General features: G+C 32.9%; 25 protein-coding genes and 3 pseudogenes. 22 read left to right on the top strand and 6 right to left on the bottom strand.

The features are described 5' to 3' along the window. The first annotated feature begins 4 nt into the window (after positions 1 to 4). The 3 genes from kynA to ACQKNI_RS03445 all read left to right on the top strand — a co-directional run bounded on the left by kynA (position 5) and on the right by ACQKNI_RS03445 (position 2518). Positions 5 to 844: a tryptophan 2,3-dioxygenase gene (gene kynA, locus ACQKNI_RS03455; protein WP_088229295.1), complete on the top strand. Its 840-nt coding sequence runs from the start codon at positions 5 to 7 to the stop codon at positions 842 to 844. A 116-nt stretch (positions 845 to 960) separates the two neighbouring features. Further along, positions 961 to 1878, top strand: coding sequence for a serine hydrolase domain-containing protein (locus ACQKNI_RS03450; RefSeq protein ID WP_088229296.1), 918 nt, complete (start codon positions 961 to 963; stop codon positions 1876 to 1878). Positions 1879 to 1894: 16 nt separating this feature from the next. After that, positions 1895 to 2518: a Pr6Pr family membrane protein gene (locus ACQKNI_RS03445; RefSeq protein WP_088229297.1), complete on the top strand. Its 624-nt coding sequence runs from the start codon at positions 1895 to 1897 to the stop codon at positions 2516 to 2518. Positions 2519 to 2568: 50 nt separating this feature from the next. On the opposite strand, the gene ACQKNI_RS03440 is transcribed toward ACQKNI_RS03445, so the two are convergent. Further along, on the bottom strand, positions 2569 to 2901 hold the full coding sequence (locus tag ACQKNI_RS03440) for a DUF3889 domain-containing protein (RefSeq protein ID WP_088229298.1): 333 nt from the start codon (positions 2899 to 2901) through the stop codon (positions 2569 to 2571). Positions 2902 to 3046: 145 nt separating this feature from the next. Between ACQKNI_RS03440 and sleB the strand changes: the two genes are divergently transcribed. The 8 genes and pseudogenes from sleB to ACQKNI_RS03400 all read left to right on the top strand — a co-directional run bounded on the left by sleB (position 3047) and on the right by ACQKNI_RS03400 (position 8721). Next, positions 3047 to 3826, top strand: coding sequence for a spore cortex-lytic enzyme (sleB, locus tag ACQKNI_RS03435; protein WP_098252075.1), 780 nt, complete (start codon positions 3047 to 3049; stop codon positions 3824 to 3826). A 15-nt stretch (positions 3827 to 3841) separates the two neighbouring features. Beyond that, positions 3842 to 5182, top strand: coding sequence for a germination protein YpeB (ypeB, locus tag ACQKNI_RS03430; protein ID WP_088229300.1), 1341 nt, complete (start codon positions 3842 to 3844; stop codon positions 5180 to 5182). Positions 5183 to 5208: 26 nt separating this feature from the next. Beyond that, entirely contained in the window at positions 5209 to 5805 is a 597-nt protein-coding gene (locus ACQKNI_RS03425) for a YhcN/YlaJ family sporulation lipoprotein (protein ID WP_088229301.1), read from the top strand. A 109-nt stretch (positions 5806 to 5914) separates the two neighbouring features. Further along, positions 5915 to 6271, top strand: a complete 357-nt coding sequence (locus ACQKNI_RS03420; protein ID WP_088229302.1) for a hypothetical protein — start codon at positions 5915 to 5917, stop codon at positions 6269 to 6271. 26 nt (positions 6272 to 6297) lie between these two features. Further along, a pseudogene (locus ACQKNI_RS03415) lies at positions 6298 to 6411 on the top strand (GNAT family N-acetyltransferase); the annotation flags it as partial. A 73-nt stretch (positions 6412 to 6484) separates the two neighbouring features. Next, positions 6485 to 7021, top strand: coding sequence for a DUF1697 domain-containing protein (locus tag ACQKNI_RS03410; protein ID WP_088229303.1), 537 nt, complete (start codon positions 6485 to 6487; stop codon positions 7019 to 7021). Between the two features lie 183 nt (positions 7022 to 7204). Further along, entirely contained in the window at positions 7205 to 8374 is a 1170-nt protein-coding gene (locus ACQKNI_RS03405; protein WP_088229304.1) for a ParM/StbA family protein, read from the top strand. Between the two features lie 11 nt (positions 8375 to 8385). Next, positions 8386 to 8721, top strand: coding sequence for a hypothetical protein (locus ACQKNI_RS03400; RefSeq protein ID WP_088229305.1), 336 nt, complete (start codon positions 8386 to 8388; stop codon positions 8719 to 8721). Positions 8722 to 8853: 132 nt separating this feature from the next. On the opposite strand, the gene ACQKNI_RS03395 is transcribed toward ACQKNI_RS03400, so the two are convergent. Next, on the bottom strand, positions 8854 to 9708 hold the full coding sequence (locus ACQKNI_RS03395; RefSeq protein ID WP_098840994.1) for an alpha/beta fold hydrolase: 855 nt from the start codon (positions 9706 to 9708) through the stop codon (positions 8854 to 8856). Between the two features lie 181 nt (positions 9709 to 9889). Between ACQKNI_RS03395 and ACQKNI_RS03390 the strand changes: the two are divergent. Then, a pseudogene (locus ACQKNI_RS03390) lies at positions 9890 to 10000 on the top strand (DMT family transporter); the annotation flags it as partial. A gap of 144 nt (positions 10001 to 10144) precedes the next feature. Beyond that, positions 10145 to 11182, top strand: coding sequence for a DnaA N-terminal domain-containing protein (locus tag ACQKNI_RS03385; protein ID WP_098840967.1), 1038 nt, complete (start codon positions 10145 to 10147; stop codon positions 11180 to 11182). A gap of 18 nt (positions 11183 to 11200) precedes the next feature. Here the strand turns inward: ACQKNI_RS03385 and secY are convergent, their stop codons facing one another. Continuing rightward, on the bottom strand, positions 11201 to 12505 hold the full coding sequence (secY, locus tag ACQKNI_RS03380; protein ID WP_088229307.1) for a preprotein translocase subunit SecY: 1305 nt from the start codon (positions 12503 to 12505) through the stop codon (positions 11201 to 11203). A 406-nt stretch (positions 12506 to 12911) separates the two neighbouring features. Between secY and ACQKNI_RS03375 the strand changes: the two are divergent. The 3 genes and pseudogenes from ACQKNI_RS03375 to ACQKNI_RS03365 form a co-directional block, all read left to right on the top strand. Next, positions 12912 to 13007: pseudogene (locus ACQKNI_RS03375) on the top strand (M4 family metallopeptidase); the annotation flags it as partial. Between the two features lie 394 nt (positions 13008 to 13401). Beyond that, positions 13402 to 15972, top strand: coding sequence for a type I pullulanase (pulA, locus tag ACQKNI_RS03370; protein WP_098252072.1), 2571 nt, complete (start codon positions 13402 to 13404; stop codon positions 15970 to 15972). A gap of 423 nt (positions 15973 to 16395) precedes the next feature. Next, complete coding sequence (locus ACQKNI_RS03365; protein WP_088229309.1) at positions 16396 to 16995, top strand: undecaprenyl-diphosphatase; 600 nt, start codon at positions 16396 to 16398, stop codon at positions 16993 to 16995. Between the two features lie 179 nt (positions 16996 to 17174). Here ACQKNI_RS03365 and ACQKNI_RS03360 read toward each other — a convergent pair whose 3' ends face one another. Beyond that, entirely contained in the window at positions 17175 to 17357 is a 183-nt protein-coding gene (locus tag ACQKNI_RS03360) for a hypothetical protein (protein ID WP_088059000.1), read from the bottom strand. Between the two features lie 201 nt (positions 17358 to 17558). Continuing rightward, positions 17559 to 18095, bottom strand: coding sequence for a DinB family protein (locus ACQKNI_RS03355; RefSeq protein ID WP_088229310.1), 537 nt, complete (start codon positions 18093 to 18095; stop codon positions 17559 to 17561). A 261-nt stretch (positions 18096 to 18356) separates the two neighbouring features. On the opposite strand from ACQKNI_RS03355, the gene ACQKNI_RS03350 reads away from it, so the two are divergent. The 4 genes from ACQKNI_RS03350 to ACQKNI_RS03335 all read left to right on the top strand — a co-directional run bounded on the left by ACQKNI_RS03350 (position 18357) and on the right by ACQKNI_RS03335 (position 21177). Continuing rightward, positions 18357 to 19049 carry an HAD family hydrolase gene (locus ACQKNI_RS03350; RefSeq protein WP_140417295.1) on the top strand — a complete coding sequence of 231 codons (693 nt, stop codon included), beginning with the start codon at positions 18357 to 18359 and terminating at the stop codon, positions 19047 to 19049. A 174-nt stretch (positions 19050 to 19223) separates the two neighbouring features. Beyond that, on the top strand, positions 19224 to 19592 hold the full coding sequence (locus ACQKNI_RS03345; protein WP_098356783.1) for a DUF4180 domain-containing protein: 369 nt from the start codon (positions 19224 to 19226) through the stop codon (positions 19590 to 19592). Between the two features lie 87 nt (positions 19593 to 19679). Continuing rightward, positions 19680 to 20204, top strand: a complete 525-nt coding sequence (locus tag ACQKNI_RS03340) for a MepB family protein (protein ID WP_098840968.1) — start codon at positions 19680 to 19682, stop codon at positions 20202 to 20204. A gap of 205 nt (positions 20205 to 20409) precedes the next feature. After that, positions 20410 to 21177, top strand: a complete 768-nt coding sequence (locus ACQKNI_RS03335) for an arylamine N-acetyltransferase family protein (protein WP_088229313.1) — start codon at positions 20410 to 20412, stop codon at positions 21175 to 21177. A gap of 19 nt (positions 21178 to 21196) precedes the next feature. On the opposite strand, the gene ACQKNI_RS03330 is transcribed toward ACQKNI_RS03335, so the two are convergent. Further along, on the bottom strand, positions 21197 to 21379 hold the full coding sequence (locus ACQKNI_RS03330; protein ID WP_427282192.1) for a hypothetical protein: 183 nt from the start codon (positions 21377 to 21379) through the stop codon (positions 21197 to 21199). Between the two features lie 144 nt (positions 21380 to 21523). On the opposite strand from ACQKNI_RS03330, the gene ACQKNI_RS03325 reads away from it, so the two are divergent. Both ACQKNI_RS03325 and ACQKNI_RS03320 read left to right on the top strand, forming a co-directional pair. After that, positions 21524 to 22177 carry a YdeI/OmpD-associated family protein gene (locus ACQKNI_RS03325; RefSeq protein WP_098840970.1) on the top strand — a complete coding sequence of 218 codons (654 nt, stop codon included), beginning with the start codon at positions 21524 to 21526 and terminating at the stop codon, positions 22175 to 22177. Between the two features lie 126 nt (positions 22178 to 22303). After that, on the top strand, positions 22304 to 23419 hold the full coding sequence (locus ACQKNI_RS03320) for an NAD(P)/FAD-dependent oxidoreductase (protein ID WP_088229316.1): 1116 nt from the start codon (positions 22304 to 22306) through the stop codon (positions 23417 to 23419). Positions 23420 to 23493 lie beyond the last annotated feature (74 nt).

Here is a 23493-nt window from a genome sequence, read left to right as displayed (position 1 = left end):
TAATATGAAAGAAAACGAAAAGGTAATTATGGAAAAAGGAATTCATACGGACTTTAAAGAGAATATGACGTACGGGGAGTATTTACAATTAGATAGTTTACTATCTTCTCAAAAGAGGTTATCAGACCATCATGATGAAATGTTGTTCATCGTGATTCACCAAGCGAGTGAACTTTGGATGAAACTCATTTTACATGAGCTAAATGCAGCGATTGAATCTATTAAACAAGATAAATTACAGCCAGCATTTAAAATGTTAGCACGTGTATCAAAAATTCAGTCTCAAATTATTCAATCTTGGGATATTCTTGCGACGTTAACACCATCAGAATATATTGAGTTTCGTGATTCACTCGGTCAAGCTTCAGGTTTTCAATCGTATCAATATCGTATGATTGAGTATGCACTTGGTTATAAAACACCACATGCATTAAAAATTTATGAAAAGGATCCTGAATTACACGCTCGTCTTCATAAAGCGCTACATGCACCAAGTTTGTATGATGTGGCAATAGAGGCACTTGTAAAAGAAGGATTCCCAATTCATAAAGATGTGTTAAACCGTGATATTACGCAGCCTTACGAAGAGGATGCAACAGTAGAAGCAGCTTGGATAGAAGTGTATGCGGACGTGAAGAAATATTGGGATCTATATCAGCTTGCTGAAAAATTAATCGATATTGAGGACTGGCTACAACAATGGCGTTTCCGTCATATGAAAACGGTAGAACGAATTATCGGACATAAAATGGGAACAGGTGGCTCTTCTGGTGTATCATATTTAAAACGAGTACTTGATCAACAGTTCTTCCCAGAGCTTTGGAATGTTCGTACGAAATTATAAAAATAAACCTGTCAGTTTGGCTGACAGGTTTATTTTTATATTCGAGCACAATTATGTATTCAGTGAATGAAAAAGATATAATAAATTAAATAACTATTTAATTGGAGGTGAAATTTTTGGATTTCAAGCAACTAGAAAATAAATTCGAAAAGAAAAAAGTGAATACATTTCTCGTTTATCAAAAAGGTGAATTAACAACGGAATATTATAAAACATTAGAATGTGAAAATAACTTATATAAAATAAATTCGATTACAAAAAGTGTTGTATCCATATTAATTGGTATCTCAATTGATAAAGGATATATAAATAGTATACATACACCGATTACAGCGTGGATTGAAAATGTCCCTGAGGAAAAGAGTGATTTGACGCTTTATCACCTATTAACAATGACAACGGGAGAGGACTGGAAAGAGTTCGGAAATGGAGTTGTATTCCCTAGTGATTTTGTTGAATCAGATAACTGGGTAAAGTACATTTTAGAAAAGTCGCTAATTGAAAAACCTGGTACAAAAATGAATTACAATTCAGGCTCTTCACATTTACTGAGCTATATTATTCAAAAGGCTGCTGGTATATCGACAGAGCAGTTTGCGAAAAGATATTTATTTGATCCATTAAAAATTACCGAATATGAATGGCAACAAGACCCGCAAGGAATACATGTCGGCGGCTTCGGTATGAAAATGAAGTCGAAAGATTTATTAAAGTTAGGAATAGTATGTTTACAGAATGGATATTTGCAGGGGAATGAAATCGTATCATCGAAATGGTTAGAAGAATCAAGTACGGCTCTATTTGAAACGTATGAACATGTCGGGGCATATGGATATCACTGGTGGGTATTGAATAACGAAAGATTTCACATACCGTATTGTATGTACTTTGCTATGGGATACGGCGGACAATATATCGTTATCATTCCCCAGTTAGAAATCGTATCTGTAATAAGTAGTCATATGCCTAAACGGGGGCTCGTTCCATTAAAGTTATTTATTGAGCATGTACAAGAGAATTATAAGTTTATATAAGGAGTGGAGAGAATGTATGAGAGGTGTAAAAACGTTATCTTTATTTAGACTATGTTTAAGCCTTTTAGCATTTAGCGCCCTTATTACGCAATTTATAATAAGGGCACAAGTGAAACCGTTTAATCCAGTAAATTTCTTTAGTTTCTTTACAATTGAAAGTAATATTTTAGTTGCATGTATTCTCCTTTTAAGTAGCATTGGAACAGCTACATTTGGTCGTTCAGAACAGTTTGGTATACTTCGTGGTGCGGCGACTGTATACATACTTACGACAGGACTCATTTATTTTTTATTATTAAGAGGGTTAGAAGAATCACTTCAAACCGCAATACCATGGGTAAATACGGTGCTACATTATATCATGCCGATTGCAATGCTTTTAGATTGGATTTTAAATCCACCTAGTAAGAAAATAACTTGGAAACAAGCTGCAAGTTGGCTCTTATTCCCGTGTTTTTACGTTGTGTATAGCATAATACGTGGTCCAATTGTGAATTGGTATCCTTATCCGTTTCTAGATCCGAGAATAGATGGATATGATAGAGTGCTTTTATACAGTATAGGGATAGCAGTTGTAATTGGTGCTATTTGTATATTGGTAAGATTTTTAGGGAATCGAAATTTTAGAAATGAATTTTAGAAATGAAGAACCCCCACTATTAAAAATATAAATAGTGGGGGTTCTTCATTTTATCTATTTGTCTTTTGAAACGACATCTTTATAAATTTCTCTGTCTTCGTATCAAATTCTACATCGACAAAAACACCATATTCTTTTCCATTTTCACGTAGCCATAATTTAAACTTTTCAACTGTTACTTGAACTGTTTTTGGTTTTCTACCTATATGAAGATAATCAATAATCTCTGCCTTTGGGTATTGTTCCTTCGTTTTTTCTACAGCAAGTTTACCCCATTTCGCATAAGGTGGCTGTGCGTGAACAATTGATGACTCCGTATATATACTTGAACATGTTGTTATGAACAGAATGACGAGTGCGACACGCTTTAACAATTTCTTCATGATGAACTCCTTTTATTCTTTTTGTATATGGTTTACATATTCTTTCAACGATATAAGCTTGGATTTTTTTGTCTTCTTTACATAAAAGCGATGGTTTTACAAAACATAACCAAGAAATCATTTCCGTAATTAAGGAGGGAAATCTATGCGTAAAAAAGCTATTTTTAAAATAGCAGTTTTACTTGCGTTCATAGGACTATCTTTGATGGTCAGTAGTATACAACTGAAAAATGTAGAAGCCTTTTCGAATCAAGTCATTCAAAGAGGAGCATCTGGTGAAGATGTCATTGAACTGCAATCTCGTTTGAAATATAACGGATTTTATACAGGGAAAGTAGATGGTGTTTTCGGATGGGGTACATACTGGGCACTTCGGAATTTTCAGGAGAAATTTGGACTACCTGTTGATGGTTTAGCGGGTGCTGCAACGAAGCAAAAACTTGTTAAAGCAACGAAGTATGACAAATCGACCGCTAATAAAGGTACTACAACGAATAAAGGAAATAGCAGTGGTACTGCACAAGAAAATAAACCACCACAAAGTAAAGGGACAAATGTTCCAAATGGTTATTCTCAAAATGACATACAGCTTATGGCAAACGCGGTATATGGAGAGTCACGTGGGGAACCGTACTTAGGACAAGTTGCAGTAGCTGCAGTTATTTTAAACCGTGTTACAAGCGCATCGTTCCCAAATACCGTTTCAGGAGTAATCTTTGAGCCAAGAGCGTTCACAGCGGTAGCAGATGGACAAATATATTTAACTCCAAATGAAACAGCGAAAAAAGCTGTACTCGATGCGATAAATGGATGGGATCCAACAGGTAATGCTTTATATTATTTCAACCCAGAAACGGCAACAAGTAAATGGATTTGGAGTCGTCCACAAATTAAAAAAATCGGTAAACATATTTTCTGTAAATAGAGCGGAGGTGGAAACATGTTACGAGGTATTATCATTGTATTATTAACAGTCGGTGTAGTTGGAACAGGATATTGGGGCTATAAAGAGCATCAAGAGAAAAATGCGGTTTTAATTCGAGCGGAAAATAGTTATCAACGTGCATTTCATGATTTAGCATACGAGGTTGATTTGTTACACGATAAAATTGGGACAACGCTTGCAATGAATTCGCGTACATCTTTATCACCAGCATTAGCGGATGTGTGGCGTTTAACATCTGAAGCTCGTTCTGATGTAGGTCAACTGCCATTAACATTAATGCCGTTTAATAAAACAGAAGAATTTTTAGCGAATATCGGTGATTTTAGTTACCGTGCAGCCATTCGTGATTTAGAAAAAGAACCGTTAAATGATCAAGAGTATAAAACTTTACAAACTTTATATTCGAACGCAGGTGATATTCAAGATGAGCTAAGAAAAGTACAGCATCTTGCTTTGAAAAATAATTTACGATGGATGGATGTGGAACTGGCCCTTGCTTCAAATCGTGATCCAGCAGATAACACAATTATTGACGGATTTAAAACAGTTGAAAAGAATGTAACATCCTATTCATCTACAAATTTTGGACCGACATTTACAAGTGCGCAAAAAAATAAAAAAGGGGGATTTGAAGCAGAAGGAAAAGCAATTTCTGAAGATGAAGCAGTAAAAATCGCAAAATCATTTTTGAATTTAAAAGGAAATGAAAAAGTAGATGTTGAGAAAAGTGGAAAAGGTGCAAAAGAGTCTTTCTACAGTGTGAAAATTAAAGACCCAGCAACGAATAATGAGTATTATATGGATATTACAGGAAAAGGTGGATATCCAATTTGGGTAATGAATAATCGAGAAATTAAAGAGCAAAAAATTAGTTTAAATGATGCCGGAAGTAAAGGGTTGACGTTTTTAAAGGATCATAAGTTTAATAATATGGAGCTTTATGATAGTTCTCAATATGATAATATTGGCGTGTTTACGTATGTAGTAAATGAGAATGGTGTACGTATTTATCCGGAAGCAATTCAAATGAAAATTGCTTTAGATGACGGTTCCATCGTAGGATTTTCTGCAAAAGAATATTTGGCATCACATCAAAAACGAACAATTCCATCTGCAAAGCTTACTGCTGCAGAGGCAAGAAAGAAAATAAACCCTGATGTAAAAGTGATGGAGGAGCGAAAAGCTGTAGTCGTAAATGACTTGCATAACGAAGTACTTTGCTATGAATTTGTTGGTACTTTAGGGAAAGATACGTACCAAATTTTTATTAACGCAAATAATGGAGCAGAGGAAAAAGTGAAGAAAATGCAATCCGTTGAAAAAATTTATGATTAAACTTTAATAGTAAAGTGGTGAAAATAATGAAAATCCTAATATATATGTTGATGCTTTGCTTCATTATCACTGGATGCAGCATTGGCAAAAAAGACAATCCAAACGAAAAGCCAGAACAAAAAAATGTTTCAACAAAAAATGTTAATTATACGAACAAATCAAATAAGCCAAATGAAAAAGCAGCGGACCATTTAGCATCTTTAGCTGCAAGTGTACCTGGAGTAAATGATGCAACAGCAGTAGTAGTTGGCAAATATGCTGTTGTCGGTATTGATGTAAAAGCAAAACTAGATAGAACTCGTGTAGAATCAATTAAATACTCTGTTGCAGAAAGTTTAAAAAATGATCCTGATGGTGCAAACGCAGTAGTTGTAGCGGATATTGATACGTACGAACGTCTTAAGGAAATTGGAAAACAAATCAAAAAAGGTAACACGGGAGAAGGTATACTAGAAGAATTAGCAGCAATTGTTGGCCGAGTAATGCCGCAAGTTCCAAATGATATGATTGAAAATCGAGAAACGAATCCAATTAAAGATAATGACAAGCAATTACCAAAAGATGAAGAACAAGAACTAAGAAAAGAACAGGATGACCAATCAAATAATCACTTGAATAAGTAAAATGAGCCTCGTACTACATTGTGCGAGGCTTATTTTATCATATCATTAAATATTCAGTTTATTTATAAGGAAATATATGGTTTAATTATGTATAGGAGGGACAACTGTTATGATGAAAAAAAGCGCATGTATATTATGTAGTTTATGCCTCAGTTTCAGTATGACAGCGTGTGAACAGACGAAAGAAGTGAAACAGCAAACAGCAACTTCTTCTACTGTAACGGAAAGTCAGCAGAAAGAATCTATAAATATAAACCATTTCACGAAAATAAATGAAGGAATGACATATACGGAAGTTAAGGATTTAATTGGTTATGAAGGGGATTTACTCATAGAAGAAGGGGTAGAACATTCTGCACAAATTAAACAAATTTTTGCTTGGAAGGGAAGCAGTCCTAAATCAATTGTTGAAATTACATTTCTAGATGGAAAAGTACATTCTAAATCACAACAAGGTTTGAGTTAAAAAGATAAAATGCGGGAGAGTTTAGCATGAACATACATACAAGGGAAATTGAATTAGTTCCATATAAAGAGCAGTATAAAGAAATGATACAGTCATTTACTTTACCAAGTGAACAAGTTTAATTCACATCAGATCCAGGTTAATTACTGGAGAAAGCCAAAAGTGATTACATGAAAAAATTGTTAAGTCCATTTAAAGATGAGGGGTAATGATATGACAATTTATATTGCACTGCTAAGGGGAATCAATGTAGGTGGACATAAAGTGATCAAAATGGCTGATCTGAAAAAAATGTTTGAATCAATAGGATTAAAACAAGTAAAAACATATATACAAAGCGGTAATATCGTGTTCGAATCTGAGGAAGATATAAACTTTCTAAAGGGACGAATACAATCTGAAATTAAAAACGTTTTTGATTTTGATGTTCCAGTTATGCTAAGAACATATGATGAATTTGTAAATAGTATAAAAGGGTGTCCTTATGAAGCGAATTCATTGCTAGAAGGAGAAAGTATACACGTTGCTTTCTTAGCGAATGAACTTTCTGAAAAAGAAAAAGATCAGTTGCTTATGCAAAAAAATGAGACTGAAGATTGTTATATACATGAAAAAGTTGTGTATTTATTTTTCAAAAATAGCATTCGGAATTCTAAATTAATGAACCAGTTTCAGAAGTTACATACACCAGCTACAGTAAGGAATTGGCGGACTGTGAATAAATTAAAAGCGATAGCAGAGGGTTTGTAAATATAAAAAGATGAGGCTTTCTACATAGAAAAACCTCATCTTTTTATTTATATTGTTTCGCAACAATGAGTTCAATGATAGGGGAAATACAGAATGAAAAACAAAGTACGATAAAAATTTGAATGTAAAAGAATGGGCTCGCATATATTGGGAAGGGATGTCAGATTAAACTAGGGGGTAGTTATGTCTATTCTTTTAAAAGCGGGTGCAGATGCAGGAAATAACGGTCTGAAATTAATGGTGAAAGGGCAAGATCCTATTTTTATTCCGAGTATTTATTCTTTATATATAGGAGAACCTACAGGATTGTTAGAAGAGGGCGATGTTTCGTTATCAGAATTAGAAAATCACATTGATGTGACCATTAGTTCTCCATCACTAATGTTAAATAATGTACGGTACATCGTTGGAGAAAAAGTAATTCAAGATCAATTAAAAGGTACTGAGGTAGAGAAGAAATCGAATAAGTCGACGGATGAGTTAATGGTTATTACAATTCTATCAGGTTTAGCGGTAAGTGCTATGCGTCAAAGCCCAACTTCCGGTCATATTAATATTCGATATGATTTATCGGTCGCTCTTCCTATGCAGCTTATTACACAAGAAATAGCTGCGGAAAACGCGAAACGTTATATGGGCAATCATAAGGTTGTTTTCCATTATCCGAACGGACGTGATGTGACAGTTAATATTTCTATCGAGTATTGTAAATGCCTACCTGAAGGTGCTTCTGGGACGTGGGGCATTGTATATGATGAAGAAGGAAATGTTGTGAAGCATAAAATAGAATGTGAACAAAACAAAGTTTCTGAAATTGATTTTGTAGATAAAACGTTACTATCTTTTGATATAGGTGCTGGAACGACAGAAGAAGTTGTATCGTTAGGGGTAAACTTTAGACCTCAATTAAGTAAGGGCTTATCTTATGGGGTGAAAGAAACATTACTACAGGTTATTACAAGGTGGAACCGGAAATATCCGACAAAGACCATTGATAGTATTACAGAATTTAATCAAATTTATTTAAATGATAAACACCCGAGAAATGCATCATTAGTTGAGGAATCACAACCAGCACTCTTAGGTTTGGCAGCTCGTGTCGCAACCGATATTATAAATAAAATTGATGATATGAAAGACGATCCATACGTATTTATTTATGGCGGAGGCGCAGTAATTATTAAAAACAGTTTAAAGATGATTTTAAAACAAAAAGGGCGATTAAAAAATGTAATCTTCGTAGATAATCCATTATTTACAAATGCACGAGGATTATTAGTCTACACTTGTTCGCCAAAATATAGAGAGCATAAGCAAAAAGATTTAGGGTTTACAAACTTAACGATAAGTTAGTTGGTGGAAGTATGCGATCTAGGCGATATAAACGTGGTGATCGAGTAAAAATCAACATTCATAAATCAGTATCACCTGAAATGCTTGCATGGCTGAATAAACAATCAAACCCAACTAATTTCTTTTTCTTTGCAGCGCAGCAACTATTTAAACAAGTGGGAGATATTGATGTGTCAAAAATCATACCAAGTAGCCATGTTTATTCATTATATGTAGAGCCATCATCACTATTAAAGGTTGAAGTAAATCCTTTTAAAAAAGTACCACTTGAAGTAAATACATCCACCGAAAATGTAAAAAAAAAATCATGGGATTCTGTTGATCAATTAGATTGTCCTTTTTTTTAAACATAGAAAAACTTATGTAGTGCCCATCACTATACATACGGATGCAGTGATGGGCTTTTGTTTGTGTGAAGCCATTTCAATAAATAGAAGGGGCACAATATAATTTGTGCCCCTTCTATTTATTGATTTTATTTACATTTTGGATGTATGTTTTGTAACTGCTTGAATTATGTTTTCCCAGTCATCAGGGTGATTTTCATGTCCTGCTCCCTCAAGAGTTAATAATTCTGAATTTGGAATTTCATCAATCAGTGCAAGACCATGTTCAAATGGGAGTGCTGTATCATCTGTTCCGTGAATGACTAATGTTGGTGCTTGTATAGAGTGAAGTATACCTTCATAAGCATCATCTCCTTGAAGTAAAGCGTGATTAAACATGCTCAATAGATTGTTAGCACGTTCTATTTCTTGTTTTACTAGTTTATAAACTCTATTTTCATCAAAGATTCGTTTTGATCCGCAAAGTAGACGAGATCCTGAGACTAAATACTCTGTGACGGCATTTTGATTTGCCCAATCTATATTTTTACCATTTACGTGATGTGTTAAAATTCTTTCATCCATTGGGGGTAAATCACGAGTGTTGTTATTAGATCCTATTACACTTGTAGCTAACAAAGTTAACGTTAAAATTCTTTCAGGATGTTTTACAGCGGCAATTTGAGCAATCATACCACCTAATGACATACCAAATAGATGTGCTTTATCAATATGATACGCATCTAGTACCCCAATTGCATCTTCAGCCATATCTGTCACTGAATAATTGGAAATTCCAGGTTCGTACGTAACAGAGCGTCCTACATCACGGTTATCAAAGCGAATTACAAATCTCCCTGTGTTAGCTAATTGTTCACAAAATTCTTCATCCCAATATATCATTGAACATGTAGCTCCCATAATTAATAAAATAGCAGGATCATTAGAGTTACCAAAGCTTTCTGTACATATATCAATATCGTTTATTTTAAACATCTTTTCACTCATAGAGTTCTCTCCATTTCTTTTGAATTTAATTAATAATACAATTTTGAATGATTCTAAGATGTGTGTAAGATTCGTTTTCGAATTCATCATGTTTTTTGCATAATTACCCCCAAAAATAAGTTTATGGGCATTCAAGGCAAAAAATTTCGAGAAATATTTGTATGTTATTAAAATAAACAACGGAGAACCTTTAAATCTTGCAATGGGAATTGGGGCTTGTTTCATATTGATTGGTGTATTTTGGGCTAATCGCTCTACACTCCGAACTTATTTCAAGCAAGGACAGTTGTGAGAACAGGAAATGTAGTCGGATAAAGAAACAGCTCTGTAATTTACAGGGCTGTTTGAAATTTATTAATGATACGCATTGACTTTATTTACTAGAAAGCCGTAAAATTATTAAGCTAAAGTGAACTGTAAAAAGAGGGGAGTTATTATGAAAATGAACTGGAATGAAGTAAAAGAAAAAATTCGACCACAAATTTCAAAACCATCATATGAAACTTGGCTTACTAATACGACTGTTTATTTAGAAGATGATATATTAACAATTTACTGTCCTCATGAATTTGCACGTGATTGGTTAGAATCACATTATAAAGAATTAATATTTAATACATTAAGAGAAATGTTTCATACAACGTTTGAAATTCAGTTTGATGTATTCATAGACGAACCATCTAAAGCGAAAGATACTCCAATAGATAGAATTAATATTTGGGATGAAGTAAAGAAAGCATTAAGACCTAAACTAGCAGAGAAAACATTTATGAAATGGATTAGAAATACAAATGCTATTATTGAAGATAATAAATTAATAATCTTTTGTGAAGATGTGTTTCATCGTGATTTGCTTGAAGGGGAGTATAAGAATTTAATTTCAAGTACCGTACAGAAAATTACAAACGAAGAATATCAAATTTGGTTCGAAATAGAATCAAACGCTACTTCTATAGCGCAGATTCATCACATGCAAAATAACCAACTCACTTCCGGACAAGAGGAATCAAAAACAATTTGGAATAAAATAAAAGATAAAATCCAAGTAATCATTTCAAGGCCTTCATTTGAAACATGGGTCAAAGAAACGACAGCCAGAATAAATGAAGATTCATTGATCATTTATTTTGAAAACGAATTCCAACAAAAGTGGGTTGAACAGTCTTATAAAGATTTAATTTCGCAAATAGCCAAAGAAGTAACTGGAAATACATATGACCTTCAATTTGAATTAAAATCAAATACAAATGGAACCAATAATAATGAAAAATCAAAATCAACTATTGAAAATATCACTTCCGAATTAGGGGAGCAGTTCAAAGTTTCTAATGATCATTTAAAATATAATGATGTAGATGATAGCAATATACGCATTCAAGCCTTAGAAGAAAAAATAATGAACTTGGAAAAAGTCATTGGTACATTAGTGGGAAAATTAGAGGTAGTAGAAACAAAAACACAGTTGGAAAAATAACCAACTGTGTTTTTATACTTAATTCGCTTTTTTTATAAAACCTTTATAATGACGTTTCACAAGCTGACTTTCTAAAGTCTTCATTGTCTCTAGTGCTACACCGACGATGATAAGTAAGCTTGTACCACCAATTTGTGCAGAAGGTGGTAATGCAGCAACCTTTGTAAACACGAGCGGCAATATAGAAATTGCGCCTAAGAAAATTGCACCGATAAATGTTAGTCTGTATAAAATTTTAGTTACATATTGTTCTGTTGATTTACCAGGACGAATCCCCGGAACATAACCGTTTTGTTTTTTCAAATTCTCAGCCATCTGTTCAGGGTTTACTTGAATAAATGCGTAGAAATATGTAAAAGCAACGATAAGGCCAACATAAAGCGCCATTCCAATTGGATGTGCGAAATCAAAATTCGTAATTATCCATTTTGATACGCCTGAATCAGGGAAGAGTTGTGCAATTGTTCGCGGCGTCATTAAAAATGCGGAAGCAAAGATAACTGGAATTACACCAGCACTATTTACTTTAAGAGGTAAATGAGTGTTTTTTGCTCCTTGATATTGATTGTTTCCTGAAACAGCTTTTGCATATTGAATTGGTATTTTACGAACCGCTTGTTGGATGTAAATAACACCTACAACTATCGCTAAAATTACGAGTCCAATTAAAACCATTTTTACGATATGCATAAATAACTGATCGCCTGCGTTTTGGAATTGTTGCAAATAAATTTGATTAGCGACATTCGGAATCGCCGCAACAAGTCCTGCGAAGATAATCATCGAAATACCATTACCAACACCTTTAGCAGTAATTTGTTCACCTAACCAAAGTAAAAATGCAGTACCTGCAGTTAATACTGTCGCAATAAATAAGTATGTAGTCCAGCTTTGATCTGTAATTAATTGTCCACCTGCTATATTATTAAAACCATAAGACATCCCAATGGATTGTATGAATGCGAGAATGATTGTAAAGTATCGAGTAAATTGAGCTGATTTCTTACGGCCCATTTCTCCTTGCTTTGCCCATTCTGAAAATTTAGGTATAACGTCCATTTGTAGTAATTGTACTATGATGGAAGCTGTAATATATGGTGTAATACCTACAGCAAAGATCGAGAAGTGTTGCAGTGCTCCTCCGCCAAATACGTTCAGCATACCTAAAACATTGGCTTGATCTTGTACTTTTAATACCTCTGCGTTAGTATGAGGTACTGGAATAAACGTGCCAATTCGAAAAACAATTAGCATCGCTAGTGTAAAAAGAATTTTGTTTCTTATCTCAGCTACTCTCATGAAATTTGAAATCGTACGAAACATTATGTCGCCTCCTATATTTTTATCAGTTCAAAACTGATTAGTATACCCTAATGAAGTAACCACAAACCTCCTTCCGCATTAAATTCATTTGACAAATGGATTTTCATACATTTTGTAGTTTTCACGGATATAAAAATATAAGGTGTTTTTTAGCGACCTATAAGCTTTTCGTAATCATTCAATACACATAATATATCGAATAAATTAACAAATGTACATACATACGCATGAAAAATGAATGAATAGGGGCATTTTTTACATTTATTTAATGATAAATTGAAAGAACAATGCTTTTAATTATTACATTTCTAGTAAGTTGCTAGGACGATGAAAGAGATTTTTTATTTAGAGTTAAAATAAAATTTTTACATACCTATAACTTATACAAATTTAGTAATGTAGCAAAGATGAGTTAAACATGACTTCTAATTTCAAAGAGTTGAAATCAGCATATATTCGAGTCGCAACTAATAAATATGGAGCGAATACAGCCATATATTAATACATTGTGAAAATAAACTTACTAAGCAATGATTAGGCTGGGTATTTTTAATAATTTGCGACAAATATATAAGGTTTAAAGTCTATAAAAACAGAAAATTAATAATATATTGACCACTTTATAGAAAGTACTATAGAATGAAAGCGATAACAAACGATTGCTTTAAGATGATTTCCCTGATCTTTTAGTATTTACAAATATATGAAGACATAAACAAATCTATTTTTTTGAAAAATAATGCAAACGTTTTCGTATTGAAAGATCATTGAAATACATATGTGGAAAATAACCAATATGGGGGTGAAGTAAAAGAGATTTCTAAATTAATTTAAGTAGTGTAATTTAGTACGAGCATAATAAATCGTTCGTACTATTTAAAGAAAGGGTGTATGTGATGCAAATGATAAAAAGATTAATTAACAAATCAGTATTATTACTTACTATAATCGTTATGTTATCATCTGTTTTCTCTTTTCAAAGTGTAAAGGCAGTTTCAAATTCGAAAACAACTGAAGTTATCATTCATTACAAAGAGCAGTCTGGAAATAAAAAAGACTGGAACCTTTGGATTTGGGGAGAAAACGAAAATGGTAAATCATATGAATTTACTGGCAAAGATGAATTTGGAAAGTACGCTAAGATGAATATAGATGGTGACTATAATCGTGTAGGATTTATCATTCGTACAAATGAGTGGGAAAAAGATGGTGGCGATCGTTGGATTGAAAATATAAAGGACGGTCGTGCTGAAGTATGGATTCTTTCAGGTGATGAAAAAGTATATAACTCTAAGCCTTCTTCGGATCTATCAATTCAAAAAGCAACTATTGATAGTTTCAATGAGATTACTGTAACGACTAATTTCCCGTTTAATATTAAGGAACGGAAAATTGAAATTGAAGGCATTAAAATTAAGAATATTAGTCCTTTCGATATAAACAGTGGAAATGTTACTAATAAGGTTAAAATAATTACGGAGCAGAAAATTGATTTAAAACAGACATACAAAGTTAAAATTGAAAACTTAGCAACTACGAATACCGAAATCGGTAAAGTCATTCGTAGTGAGGAGTTTGATAATTTATTTTATTATGGTGGTAACGATTTAGGTAATGTATATACACCACAATATACAAAGTTCCGTGTATGGGCTCCTACTGCAAGTGAAGCAAAATTAGTTACATATAAAAAATGGAACGATAAAATAGGTACTGAAATAAACATGCAACAAGGTGAAAAGGGCACTTGGAAAGCAGAACTTAAAGGGAACCAAAAAGGTCTCTTTTATACGTATAAGGTGAAAATTGGGGATAAGTGGACTGAAGCCGTTGATCCGTATGTGCGTGCTGCTTCTGTAAATGGAGATAAAGGTGCGGTTGTTGATTTAGAAGAAACAAATCCGAAAAAATGGAAAGCAAACAAAAAGCCAAAATTTAAAAATCCGGAAGATGCTATTATTTACGAATTGCATGTACGTGATCTTTCTATTCAGCCCGAAAGTGGCATTAAACAGAAAGGGAAATATTTAGGTGTAGCAGAAAAGGGAACAAGAGGGCCTGAAGGTTTGAAAACGGGACTTGATCATATGAAAGATCTTGGTGTTACACACGTTCAGCTTTTACCGATATTTGATTATGCTTCAGTAAATGAAGAGAATTTAAACGAACCACAATATAACTGGGGATATGACCCGAAAAATTTCAATGTTCCAGAGGGATCCTATTCTACAAATCCATATGAGCCAACTGTTCGAATAACTGAATTAAAGCAAATGATTCAAACACTGCATGAAAATAATCTTCGTGTTGTTATGGATGTAGTTTATAACCATATGTATAGTGCTACTGAATCTAATTTTCATAAGTTAGTTCCAGGTTATTATTATCGTTACAATGAAGACGGAACATTTGCAAATGGAACCGGTGTAGGAAATGATACTGCTTCAGAACGAAAAATGATGAGGAAATTTATGGTCGATTCTGTAGCGTACTGGGCAAAAGAATACAATTTAGACGGATTTCGTTTTGATTTAATGGGTATTCATGATTATGAAACGATGAATGAAATACGTAAAGCTGTTAATCAAATTGACCCTTCTATTATATTGCATGGAGAAGGCTGGGATTTAAATACACCTCTTGCAGCTGAGTTGAAAGCAAATCAAAAAAATGCAGAGAAAATGAAAGGAATTGCACATTTTAACGATAATATACGTGATGGATTGAAAGGTAGTGTATTTGAAGAGAAAGAAAATGGATTTGTAAATGGAAAGGAAAACATGGAAGACCGTATTAAAAAAGGGATTACGGCAGGCATTGACTACGATACAAGTTCGTCTACTTATCAAGATCCGGAGCAGGTATTAACTTATGTGGAAGCACATGATAATCATACATTATGGGATAAACTTGAGTTGACTAATCCAGGTGACAGTGAAGAAGTGCGAAAACAAATGCACAAATTGTCTTCTTCGATTTTATTAACATCACAAGGTATTCCATTCTTACATGCAGGACAAGAGTTTATGCGTACGAAATATGGTGATCATAACAGTTACAAATCTCCAGATTCAATTAATCAGATGGACTGGTTGCGCCGTGCATCGTTTAATAATGAAGTAGATTATATGAAGGGCTTAATAGAATTACGTAAAAAGTACGCAGCCTTTAGAATGACATCTGCAGAACAAATTAAAAAACAAGTATCTTTTATTGATGCTCCAAAAAATGTTGTGGCTTATTCAATAGATGGAAAGGGCAATGGAAATAAAAACGAATACTTTATGGTGGCTCATAATGCAAATAGGGAATCCGTTGAAATCGCGCTTCCATCGAAAGGTCCTTGGAAAGTGTTAGTAGACGGTAAACAGTCGGGTAGTAAAACACTTTACGTTGTCCATGACAATAAAATTAAAGTTCCTGCATTAAGTTCATTAGTTTTAAAAACAGAGAAATCGATTAAATAAATGCCAAAAGCGGAGTGAAGGTTGTTTTCACTTCGCTTTTAAAGTTAAAACAGTATAATTTCACATACTGTAATTATATTACAATTTAATAAACAAAAAGAGAAGAACTTACACGGTTCTTCTCTTTTTTATGTGTAATTAGTGTTTCCGTAATTGCATATATAAGAGTTTTTGAAAATAACGAACGACAAGACGATGAACCTATTTACTAAGTGACGAGAAAATGACAAAACTGTAAGAATGCATGAATGTTTGTAAGAAAGTTCGATGTTTTCCTTTTTCTTTTTTTATTAAAGTGAAAAAGAAGAAATCGATGTCATAAGAGAGTAATATTTTTAGTTGAGTACAATAACTCAAACTATTTATGTAATGAAGGTATATGGAAAACAGTAAAACACCTTACTAAAAAGGAGGGATTTGAAAATGTCTTTTTCTCAATTCAATATTGATATTTTCCGAGCAATTAATGATTTAGGTAAACAATATTCATTCCTAAACTCAGCCATGGTATTTTTGGCAGAATATATGGTATATATTTTTGCTTTAATTATTTTAGCTTATTGGTTTACCGGGTCCAGAAAAAGTAGGATGCTGATTATTCAAGCGATGGTTGCTTTTGTAATTGCTGAGGTGATTGGAAAAATAGCAGGGAATTTTCATTTGAATTATCAACCGTTTGCAGTATTGCCTGATGTTAATAAACTTGTCGACCATGCTGTAGATAATTCATTTCCTAGTGACCATACGATTCTCTTTTTTTCAATTTGCTTTTCGTTTTGGCTTGTTCGTAAAAAAACTGGATGGCTATGGCTTATACTTGCACTTTGTGTAGCGATCTCACGTATTTGGGTAGGGGTTCATTATCCTTTTGATGTTGCAATAGGGGCTTTAATAGGATGTGTTTCAGCGGTATTTTCGTATTGGTTAGTACCAAAATTATCTTTTATTAGGCAATTACTTACTCAATATGAAAGAGTAGAGAAACATGTTTTACCATCCAAAAACAAATCAAAGGGATTTTGAGTATAGCCCTATCACATCCTCATTACTATTCTCCACAAGTTGAATGGACCGAAACATTCAATGCACTTATTTACATCCACGAAAACGAAAAGGAATGGGAAGTACATCCAGACAATAAAACAGTTTATTACCTAGATATATGATCTATATACTGTCCCGTTAACATTTTATATGTATCGTTATTGCAGAATTAAACCTACAATCATAATTAAACTAAATAGTATCATCCAACCAAATGCACAATAGCCGAAGATTCTAATCCATTTGGGTAATTGATTCATGTTAACTTTATTTGTGGGAACTCCTTGCATAAAAAACATCATTTTTTGATCTCTATCCCTATTATTTTGTTGTTCATACATAATATCATCACCTTTCTAGAACTATTGCGTTTATAGTTTATCAGCCTGAAGAAAATTATGTGAAGAATAAGGGGAATAGCTTATATATTATATGGTGAATTTTATAAATAAAGGAGTTTAATTAGCTATAGATTTAAGAGCTAATCCTTTATAAATAGTGAAAAAGAGTCCTACATAAATGGGACTCTTTTTCTTCAAGTATTAATTTACTGGATATGCATTAGAACCGAGATAACGTTCTTTTATAATTTTAAGATGATGAAGCTCATGACCAGCGATGATGTATGCTAATGCACGAACTGTAACTTCAGATTTGTTCGCATTTCCTCTTTGTAACCAAGTGTCTTTATCTAAACTTCTAAGTAAATGCACGGTAGATTGGCGAACAACTATTAGATTCTCAAGAAGATCTTGCATAGATTGCTTATCAAAAGCAGCTTTAAGAACATACATATCATCGTTATAGCCTGGAAGTTCTGCTGTCTCGCCTCGAGCAATAGATAACAAGCGATACGCCATAATACGTTCTGTATCTGCTATATGACCGACTACTTCTTTTATACTCCATTTAATAGGAGCATATCGGAAAAGCCCCTTGCTATCAGAAATCTCTTTTAATAAAAGGTTCGTTTCCTTTATTTGTTGTTCTAGAATATGTATGATATTTCCGTCTGATACCAAGTTAATATACGTTGCATAATAGGAGTTATATTCACTTACCTTTGGTCTAATTTGCATACGAATCATCCTTTATATTTAATTAAGTACAGCTTATCACAAAAGAGTTTTGAATTAATCTGAAAGTTCGAAATTACAATTAAAAAATTTACCTACTACCTTAGTCGAAAGAGTGTACTTTCACATCAATTAACAAACAGAAAAAGGACTTTTGATTTAACTCTTAGAATATCGTTCTATTACGAGTACTTTGATATTAATTGCTTTTTTGATTACTTTTGATGATAACGAGGAAATATAGAAAGGTTGTGAATTTATTTGATGGGTTATAAAGCTATGCTGTTTGATTTAGATGATACATTACTTAATAGGGATATGGCAGTAGATAAATTGTTTTTATTTGTTTTAAAAACGTGTTATGAGGATGTTAGTGATACAGTTAAAAACAATATGTTACAGAAATTCAAAGAATACGATAAAAGAGAATACGGCATAAGTAATAAAACGACAGTCCTGGGATCATTGTTTGATGAATTCCCACCGAAGTATAGACTGCCACGCAATTACATCCAAGATTTTTGGAATGATAATTTCCCTAAATGTTTTTCAATAGACAAAAATACTTATCATTTCTTAAATCATATAAAGAGGCACTTTAAAGTTGGAATTATAACAAATGGCTCAACTCAGAGGCAAAAGGCCAAAATAATTAACACGAATTTAAATAATTACTTTGATACGATCATTATTTCTGAAGAAGTGGGATTTAGTAAACCTGATAAACGTATATTCGAACTAGCATTAAATAAGCTTAATGTAAAACCAGAAGATGTATTATTTATAGGAGATGACTTAGAAAAGGATATTGCTGGTCCTCAAAATGCAAATATAAAAGGTGTGTGGTTTAACCCGCAGAAAATCAAGAATACTACTAAAATACAACCGTATGCCGAGATTAATACTTTGGATAGTTTGTTAAGTTATGTTACTCCACAATATTTTTATAACAAGTAAAATCAATTTCATATATATTCAAAAATTTCATTGACCGTATTAGTAAGATAAAAATCTATATTTAAAATAAAAAAGAGGCAGTTTAAATAGCTGCGGCCAATTTAATCTATGATTAATACGAAGTTTTGTAAAATAATTTTACTCATACAGTGTACATTATAAAGGGGTGGGACTATGGAAATAAAGAAAGTAGTAATCGATGGAATCAATATTGCGGTCATTAGAAACGATAAGGTATTAATATCCGATGTTCAATCTGCATTAGATACAATGGCAACAGTTCAATATGAGGTAGATGCGAAACATATTATCATCCATAAATCTTTAATAAGTGAAGAGTTCTTTGATTTAAAAACACGTCTTGCGGGTGATATTCTTCAAAAATTTATAGACTACAAGGTAAAGTTTGCAATCATTGGAGATTTCTCTATGTATACTAGTAAAAGCTTAAAGGATTTTATTTATGAATGTAATAAAGGTAGAGATATTTTTTACTTAGCAACTGAAAAACAAGCACTTGAAAAATTAAGTACATTGAAGTAATAATAACATCCCAATAAAATCTCCCTCTTTTTCATATCGCTTATTATTTACAACATATAGGAACTGATGTTTGTGATAAACTGAGAAATGAATAAAGGGGGAGTTTTCTTGAACAATTTTAATGATTCAATCCGAAATTTAAACAATATAGTATACAAACCCAACAATTTAATAATTACGAATCTAAAAGAAGAAAAGCAAAACGCAGAATATGCAGGATGTATATTTCATTTAAATAACAAAACCATTCGTTTTAGAAAATCAAAAATTACTCCTAATAAAATTGGTCAATTTGTTTCTTTTTGGGAGAAAGATGACAATATGCAAAATCAAGCATTTTCTTATAAAGCTGCTCCTGACTTATTAGTTATTACTTGTATAGATGATAATAAACTAGGACAATTTATTTTCCCTAAAGAGATCCTTCTTAAGGAAAAAATCTTGAGAACACAAAATCAAAAAGGCAAGATGGCTATGAGGATTTATCCTATATGGGATAACCCTGTCAGCAATCAAGCTAAAAAGAGCCAAATGTGGCAACTTCAATATTTTGTTGATTTCAGTGATAATAATAATTTGCCAATAGACAAATTATTAAGTTTGTATTCATAGCTTTTGATTGGATCCAAAAAGAAGCAATCCTTTTGTATCACGGATTATAAAAAAGGTATTTGTAATGGTTAATTCTTATATTTTACTATCTTGTGAATCGAAATTTTTGTACCGGTACAATTAAATAAAAGGTACATTGTTACAGCACAACATTAAATATACAATCATCATATACTATACTTATACTTTTTAAGGGGTGCTGTATATGACAAGTTTACAAGATCAGCTTTTCACAAGATTAAACCTTGAAAAACATAATGACGTAACGTTTGAAGCGTTAAATACAATACTCTATGCATTTGCACACACTATTCCATTTGAGAATTTAGATATTATAGCAGGTAATACAGACGTAATTTCAAAAGAAAACTTACAGCAGAAAGTCTTAACTAACTCTCGCGGTGGACTATGTTATGAATTAAATACTCTTTTTTACTATTTTTTAAAAGATAGTGGTTATGATGTACAACTAGCATTAGGTACTGTATATAAAAATGATATAAACGCTTGGGCACTTGAGGATGGACATATAACAATTATTTTAAATTATGATAATGCACAATATTTAATTGATGTAGGTATAGCTTCGTTAGTACCTCTCGCGCCAGTACCGTTTAATGGTGAGTTTCTTTCTTCTAAAAATGGCTCGTACCGAGTGAGACAAAAAGATACGAGTAAAGGAAACTATATTTTAGAAAGAAGAGATGTTAACGAAGAGTGGAAAGTTTGTCATGCTTTTTATACTCATATGATTGATGAAACAGTAGTAAATGACGTCCAAAGAAGAGTAATAGAAGATGAGAAATCTATTTTTAACAAAGGACCAATTGCAGTCAAATTGACGGATTTCGGTCATATTTCTTTAACAAATACAAGTATAACTGAAATTAATTGTGGTCAAAAAACGAAGCGTAGTATTACAGAGGATCAATATAGAGATTTGTTATATACTTTATTTACTATTGAGTTGTGAATATCAAAATAGCCGGTTCTTATTCAGAATCGGCTATTTTAATTATTTTTGATTTAAAAGGTTTTTGTCTAATATGTTTTGGAAACTGCGGTATAGTTAATGTTTTTAACGTTTCTGCAGCTTCTTCATATGTATGAAAAACTGGTTCTTTTCCATTATCCCCTTGCAGAACGCGTCCTTCATCTCGGATAACATATGGCATGAAACCACTCCTTCTAGTAAAGAATTATGTTCTTTTGCAACAGAATGATGCGATTTAAAGTTTGATTTTCTTAATAGATATAATACACTAGAACAGTATAAAAAAAGTATATAAAATGAATATCGGATGTAAAGGAAGATTATTATGTCAGTAATTGATAAATTGAAACTAAATAAGTATACAAATATGGTTGTTATTAACGAACCAAGTGATTATGACATTTTCACAGATAAAGAAACATCATTTTCAAAAGAACATGATGCTGTTTTTATTTTTGTAGAAACGCTTGATGAGATGGTAGAGCATACAAATTTCATTATTAAAAATGAAGAGTTGTTACTTGAGAAAGGTTATGTATTTTTTGCGTATCCGAAAAAAGGTAATTCTCGTTATAGTACTTTTATTCATCGTGATGAAATGTTTCCAGCTTTAAATGTTGGAGAAGATGGGTATGTAGGAAAGAGCGATATTAAATTTGCGCGAATGGTAAGTATGGATGACGTCTTCACTGTTGTAGGCTTAAAGCGTGAGAAGAAAAAAGCTACGAAAACACCTGCAATGAGCCAATGTGTAGCTGATTATGCAGATCGAATTCAAGATGTTGAAGCTTTATTAGCTAATCATCCAAATGAACTTACGTTTTATCAAAGTTTAACACCTGGATATCAAAAAGATTGGGCACGTAATTTATTTTCTGTAAAACAAGAAAAAACACGTGAAAAACGTCTTGAGAAAATGATTGAAATCCTTTCACAAGGATATAAAACAATTGAATTATTCCGTAAGAAGAAAAAATAATGATTAGGAACGTCACAATGATGCAACAATTAATTGCGATGAGTACATTGAAAAAAGTATTCCTTCCATTATACTAAGGAATGTTCTTATATTTATATAATTAGTAAAAAAGAAAAGGTGTTTAAAATGAAATCGTATATTGTAGTTGGAGCCGGTATTTTAGGAGCGTCTACTGCTTATCATCTTGCTAAGGCTGGCGCGAACGTTATTATCGTAGATCGTCAACAAGTAGGTCAAGCAACTGATGCAGCAGCCGGTATTGTCTGTCCATGGCTTTCACAACGTCGTAATAAGGCATGGTATAAAATCGTTAAAGGCGGTGCGCGTTACTATTCTTCGTTAATTCAGCAATTAGAAGAAGACGGTGAAACGGATACAGGTTACAACCGTGTAGGTGCAATTAGTTTACATACTGATGAGAAAAAATTAGATCAAATGGAAGAGCGAGCGTATAAACGCCGTGAAGATGCACCAGAAATTGGTGAAATCACTCGCTTATCAGCTGAAGAAACGAAAAAATTATTCCCAGCATTATCAGAAGAATATAGTTCTGTTCATATTAGTGGTGCTGCACGAGTAAATGGAAGATTATTACGCAACGCATTAATAAGCGCTGCGAAAAAACATGGTGCAACTTTTATAAAAGGCGATGCAGTATTAATCCGTGAAGGTAATCATATTACGGGAGTCAAAGTAAACGATGCAACAATTTTAGCAGAAAAGGTTATTGTAACTGCAGGTGCATGGGCGAATGAAATCTTAAACCCATTAGGAATTAATTTCTTAGTTACGTTCCAAAAAGGACAAATTGTTCATTTGCAAATGGAAAATACAGCAACAGAAAATATGCCTGTTGTTATGCCGCCAAACGATCAATATATTTTAACGTTTGATAATGGTCATTTCGTAATTGGTGCAACACATGAGAATGATACTGGTTTCGATCACCGTGTAACTGCAGGTGGTTTAAACGAAGTTTTCCATAAAGCAATAACAGTTGCACCTGGATTAGAAAATGCTACCATGCTTGAAACGAGAGTTGGATTCAGACCATTTACGCCAGGATTCTTACCTGTTATTGGCCCGCTTCCTAACTTTGAAGGTATTCTCGTTGCGAACGGATTAGGTGCTTCAGGTTTAACGGCAGGTCCATATTTAGGGTCAGAACTTGCTAAATTAGCGCTGGGACAACCGATTGAATTAGATTTAAATGATTATGACGTTGCTGGCGCAATTGAATAACATGGAGTACTTAAGCAAATTCGACAGGAAATAATCAGTTTTTCTTCGTTAAGAGTAAGCCTGTTTATGAAAAA

It is taken from the genome of Bacillus sp. NPDC094064 (assembly GCF_050279585.1).
GTDB lineage: Bacteria > Bacillota > Bacilli > Bacillales > Bacillaceae_G > Bacillus_A.
Note: the sequence above shows the minus strand (reverse complement) of the source record. Positions and strands in the feature narration are given on the sequence as shown.

Excerpts from the sequence above, each read along its gene's own strand:
- ypeB (WP_088229300.1), top strand. The coding sequence starts at position 3,842 with ATGTTACGAGGTATTATCATTGTATTATTAACAGTCGGTGTAGTTGGA.
- ACQKNI_RS03405 (WP_088229304.1), top strand. The coding sequence starts at position 7,205 with ATGTCTATTCTTTTAAAAGCGGGTGCAGATGCAGGAAATAACGGTCTG.
- ACQKNI_RS03360 (WP_088059000.1), bottom strand. The coding sequence starts at position 17,357 with ATGTATGAACAACAAAATAATAGGGATAGAGATCAAAAAATGATGTTT.
- ACQKNI_RS03330 (WP_427282192.1), bottom strand. The coding sequence starts at position 21,379 with ATGCCATATGTTATCCGAGATGAAGGACGCGTTCTGCAAGGGGATAAT.
- ACQKNI_RS03340 (WP_098840968.1), top strand. The coding sequence starts at position 19,680 with ATGAATAAAGGGGGAGTTTTCTTGAACAATTTTAATGATTCAATCCGA.
- ACQKNI_RS03355 (WP_088229310.1), bottom strand. The coding sequence starts at position 18,095 with ATGCAAATTAGACCAAAGGTAAGTGAATATAACTCCTATTATGCAACG.
- ACQKNI_RS03365 (WP_088229309.1), top strand. The coding sequence starts at position 16,396 with ATGTCTTTTTCTCAATTCAATATTGATATTTTCCGAGCAATTAATGAT.
- kynA (WP_088229295.1), top strand. The coding sequence starts at position 5 with ATGAAAGAAAACGAAAAGGTAATTATGGAAAAAGGAATTCATACGGAC.
- ACQKNI_RS03440 (WP_088229298.1), bottom strand. The coding sequence starts at position 2,901 with ATGAAGAAATTGTTAAAGCGTGTCGCACTCGTCATTCTGTTCATAACA.
- ACQKNI_RS03350 (WP_140417295.1), top strand. The coding sequence starts at position 18,357 with ATGGGTTATAAAGCTATGCTGTTTGATTTAGATGATACATTACTTAAT.
- ACQKNI_RS03385 (WP_098840967.1), top strand. The coding sequence starts at position 10,145 with ATGAAAATGAACTGGAATGAAGTAAAAGAAAAAATTCGACCACAAATT.
- ACQKNI_RS03345 (WP_098356783.1), top strand. The coding sequence starts at position 19,224 with ATGGAAATAAAGAAAGTAGTAATCGATGGAATCAATATTGCGGTCATT.
- ACQKNI_RS03400 (WP_088229305.1), top strand. The coding sequence starts at position 8,386 with ATGCGATCTAGGCGATATAAACGTGGTGATCGAGTAAAAATCAACATT.
- ACQKNI_RS03395 (WP_098840994.1), bottom strand. The coding sequence starts at position 9,708 with ATGAGTGAAAAGATGTTTAAAATAAACGATATTGATATATGTACAGAA.
- ACQKNI_RS03325 (WP_098840970.1), top strand. The coding sequence starts at position 21,524 with ATGTCAGTAATTGATAAATTGAAACTAAATAAGTATACAAATATGGTT.
- ACQKNI_RS03320 (WP_088229316.1), top strand. The coding sequence starts at position 22,304 with ATGAAATCGTATATTGTAGTTGGAGCCGGTATTTTAGGAGCGTCTACT.
- ACQKNI_RS03410 (WP_088229303.1), top strand. The coding sequence starts at position 6,485 with ATGACAATTTATATTGCACTGCTAAGGGGAATCAATGTAGGTGGACAT.
- ACQKNI_RS03335 (WP_088229313.1), top strand. The coding sequence starts at position 20,410 with ATGACAAGTTTACAAGATCAGCTTTTCACAAGATTAAACCTTGAAAAA.
- ACQKNI_RS03425 (WP_088229301.1), top strand. The coding sequence starts at position 5,209 with ATGAAAATCCTAATATATATGTTGATGCTTTGCTTCATTATCACTGGA.
- sleB (WP_098252075.1), top strand. The coding sequence starts at position 3,047 with ATGCGTAAAAAAGCTATTTTTAAAATAGCAGTTTTACTTGCGTTCATA.
- ACQKNI_RS03445 (WP_088229297.1), top strand. The coding sequence starts at position 1,895 with ATGAGAGGTGTAAAAACGTTATCTTTATTTAGACTATGTTTAAGCCTT.
- secY (WP_088229307.1), bottom strand. The coding sequence starts at position 12,505 with ATGTTTCGTACGATTTCAAATTTCATGAGAGTAGCTGAGATAAGAAAC.
- pulA (WP_098252072.1), top strand. The coding sequence starts at position 13,402 with ATGCAAATGATAAAAAGATTAATTAACAAATCAGTATTATTACTTACT.
- ACQKNI_RS03420 (WP_088229302.1), top strand. The coding sequence starts at position 5,915 with ATGATGAAAAAAAGCGCATGTATATTATGTAGTTTATGCCTCAGTTTC.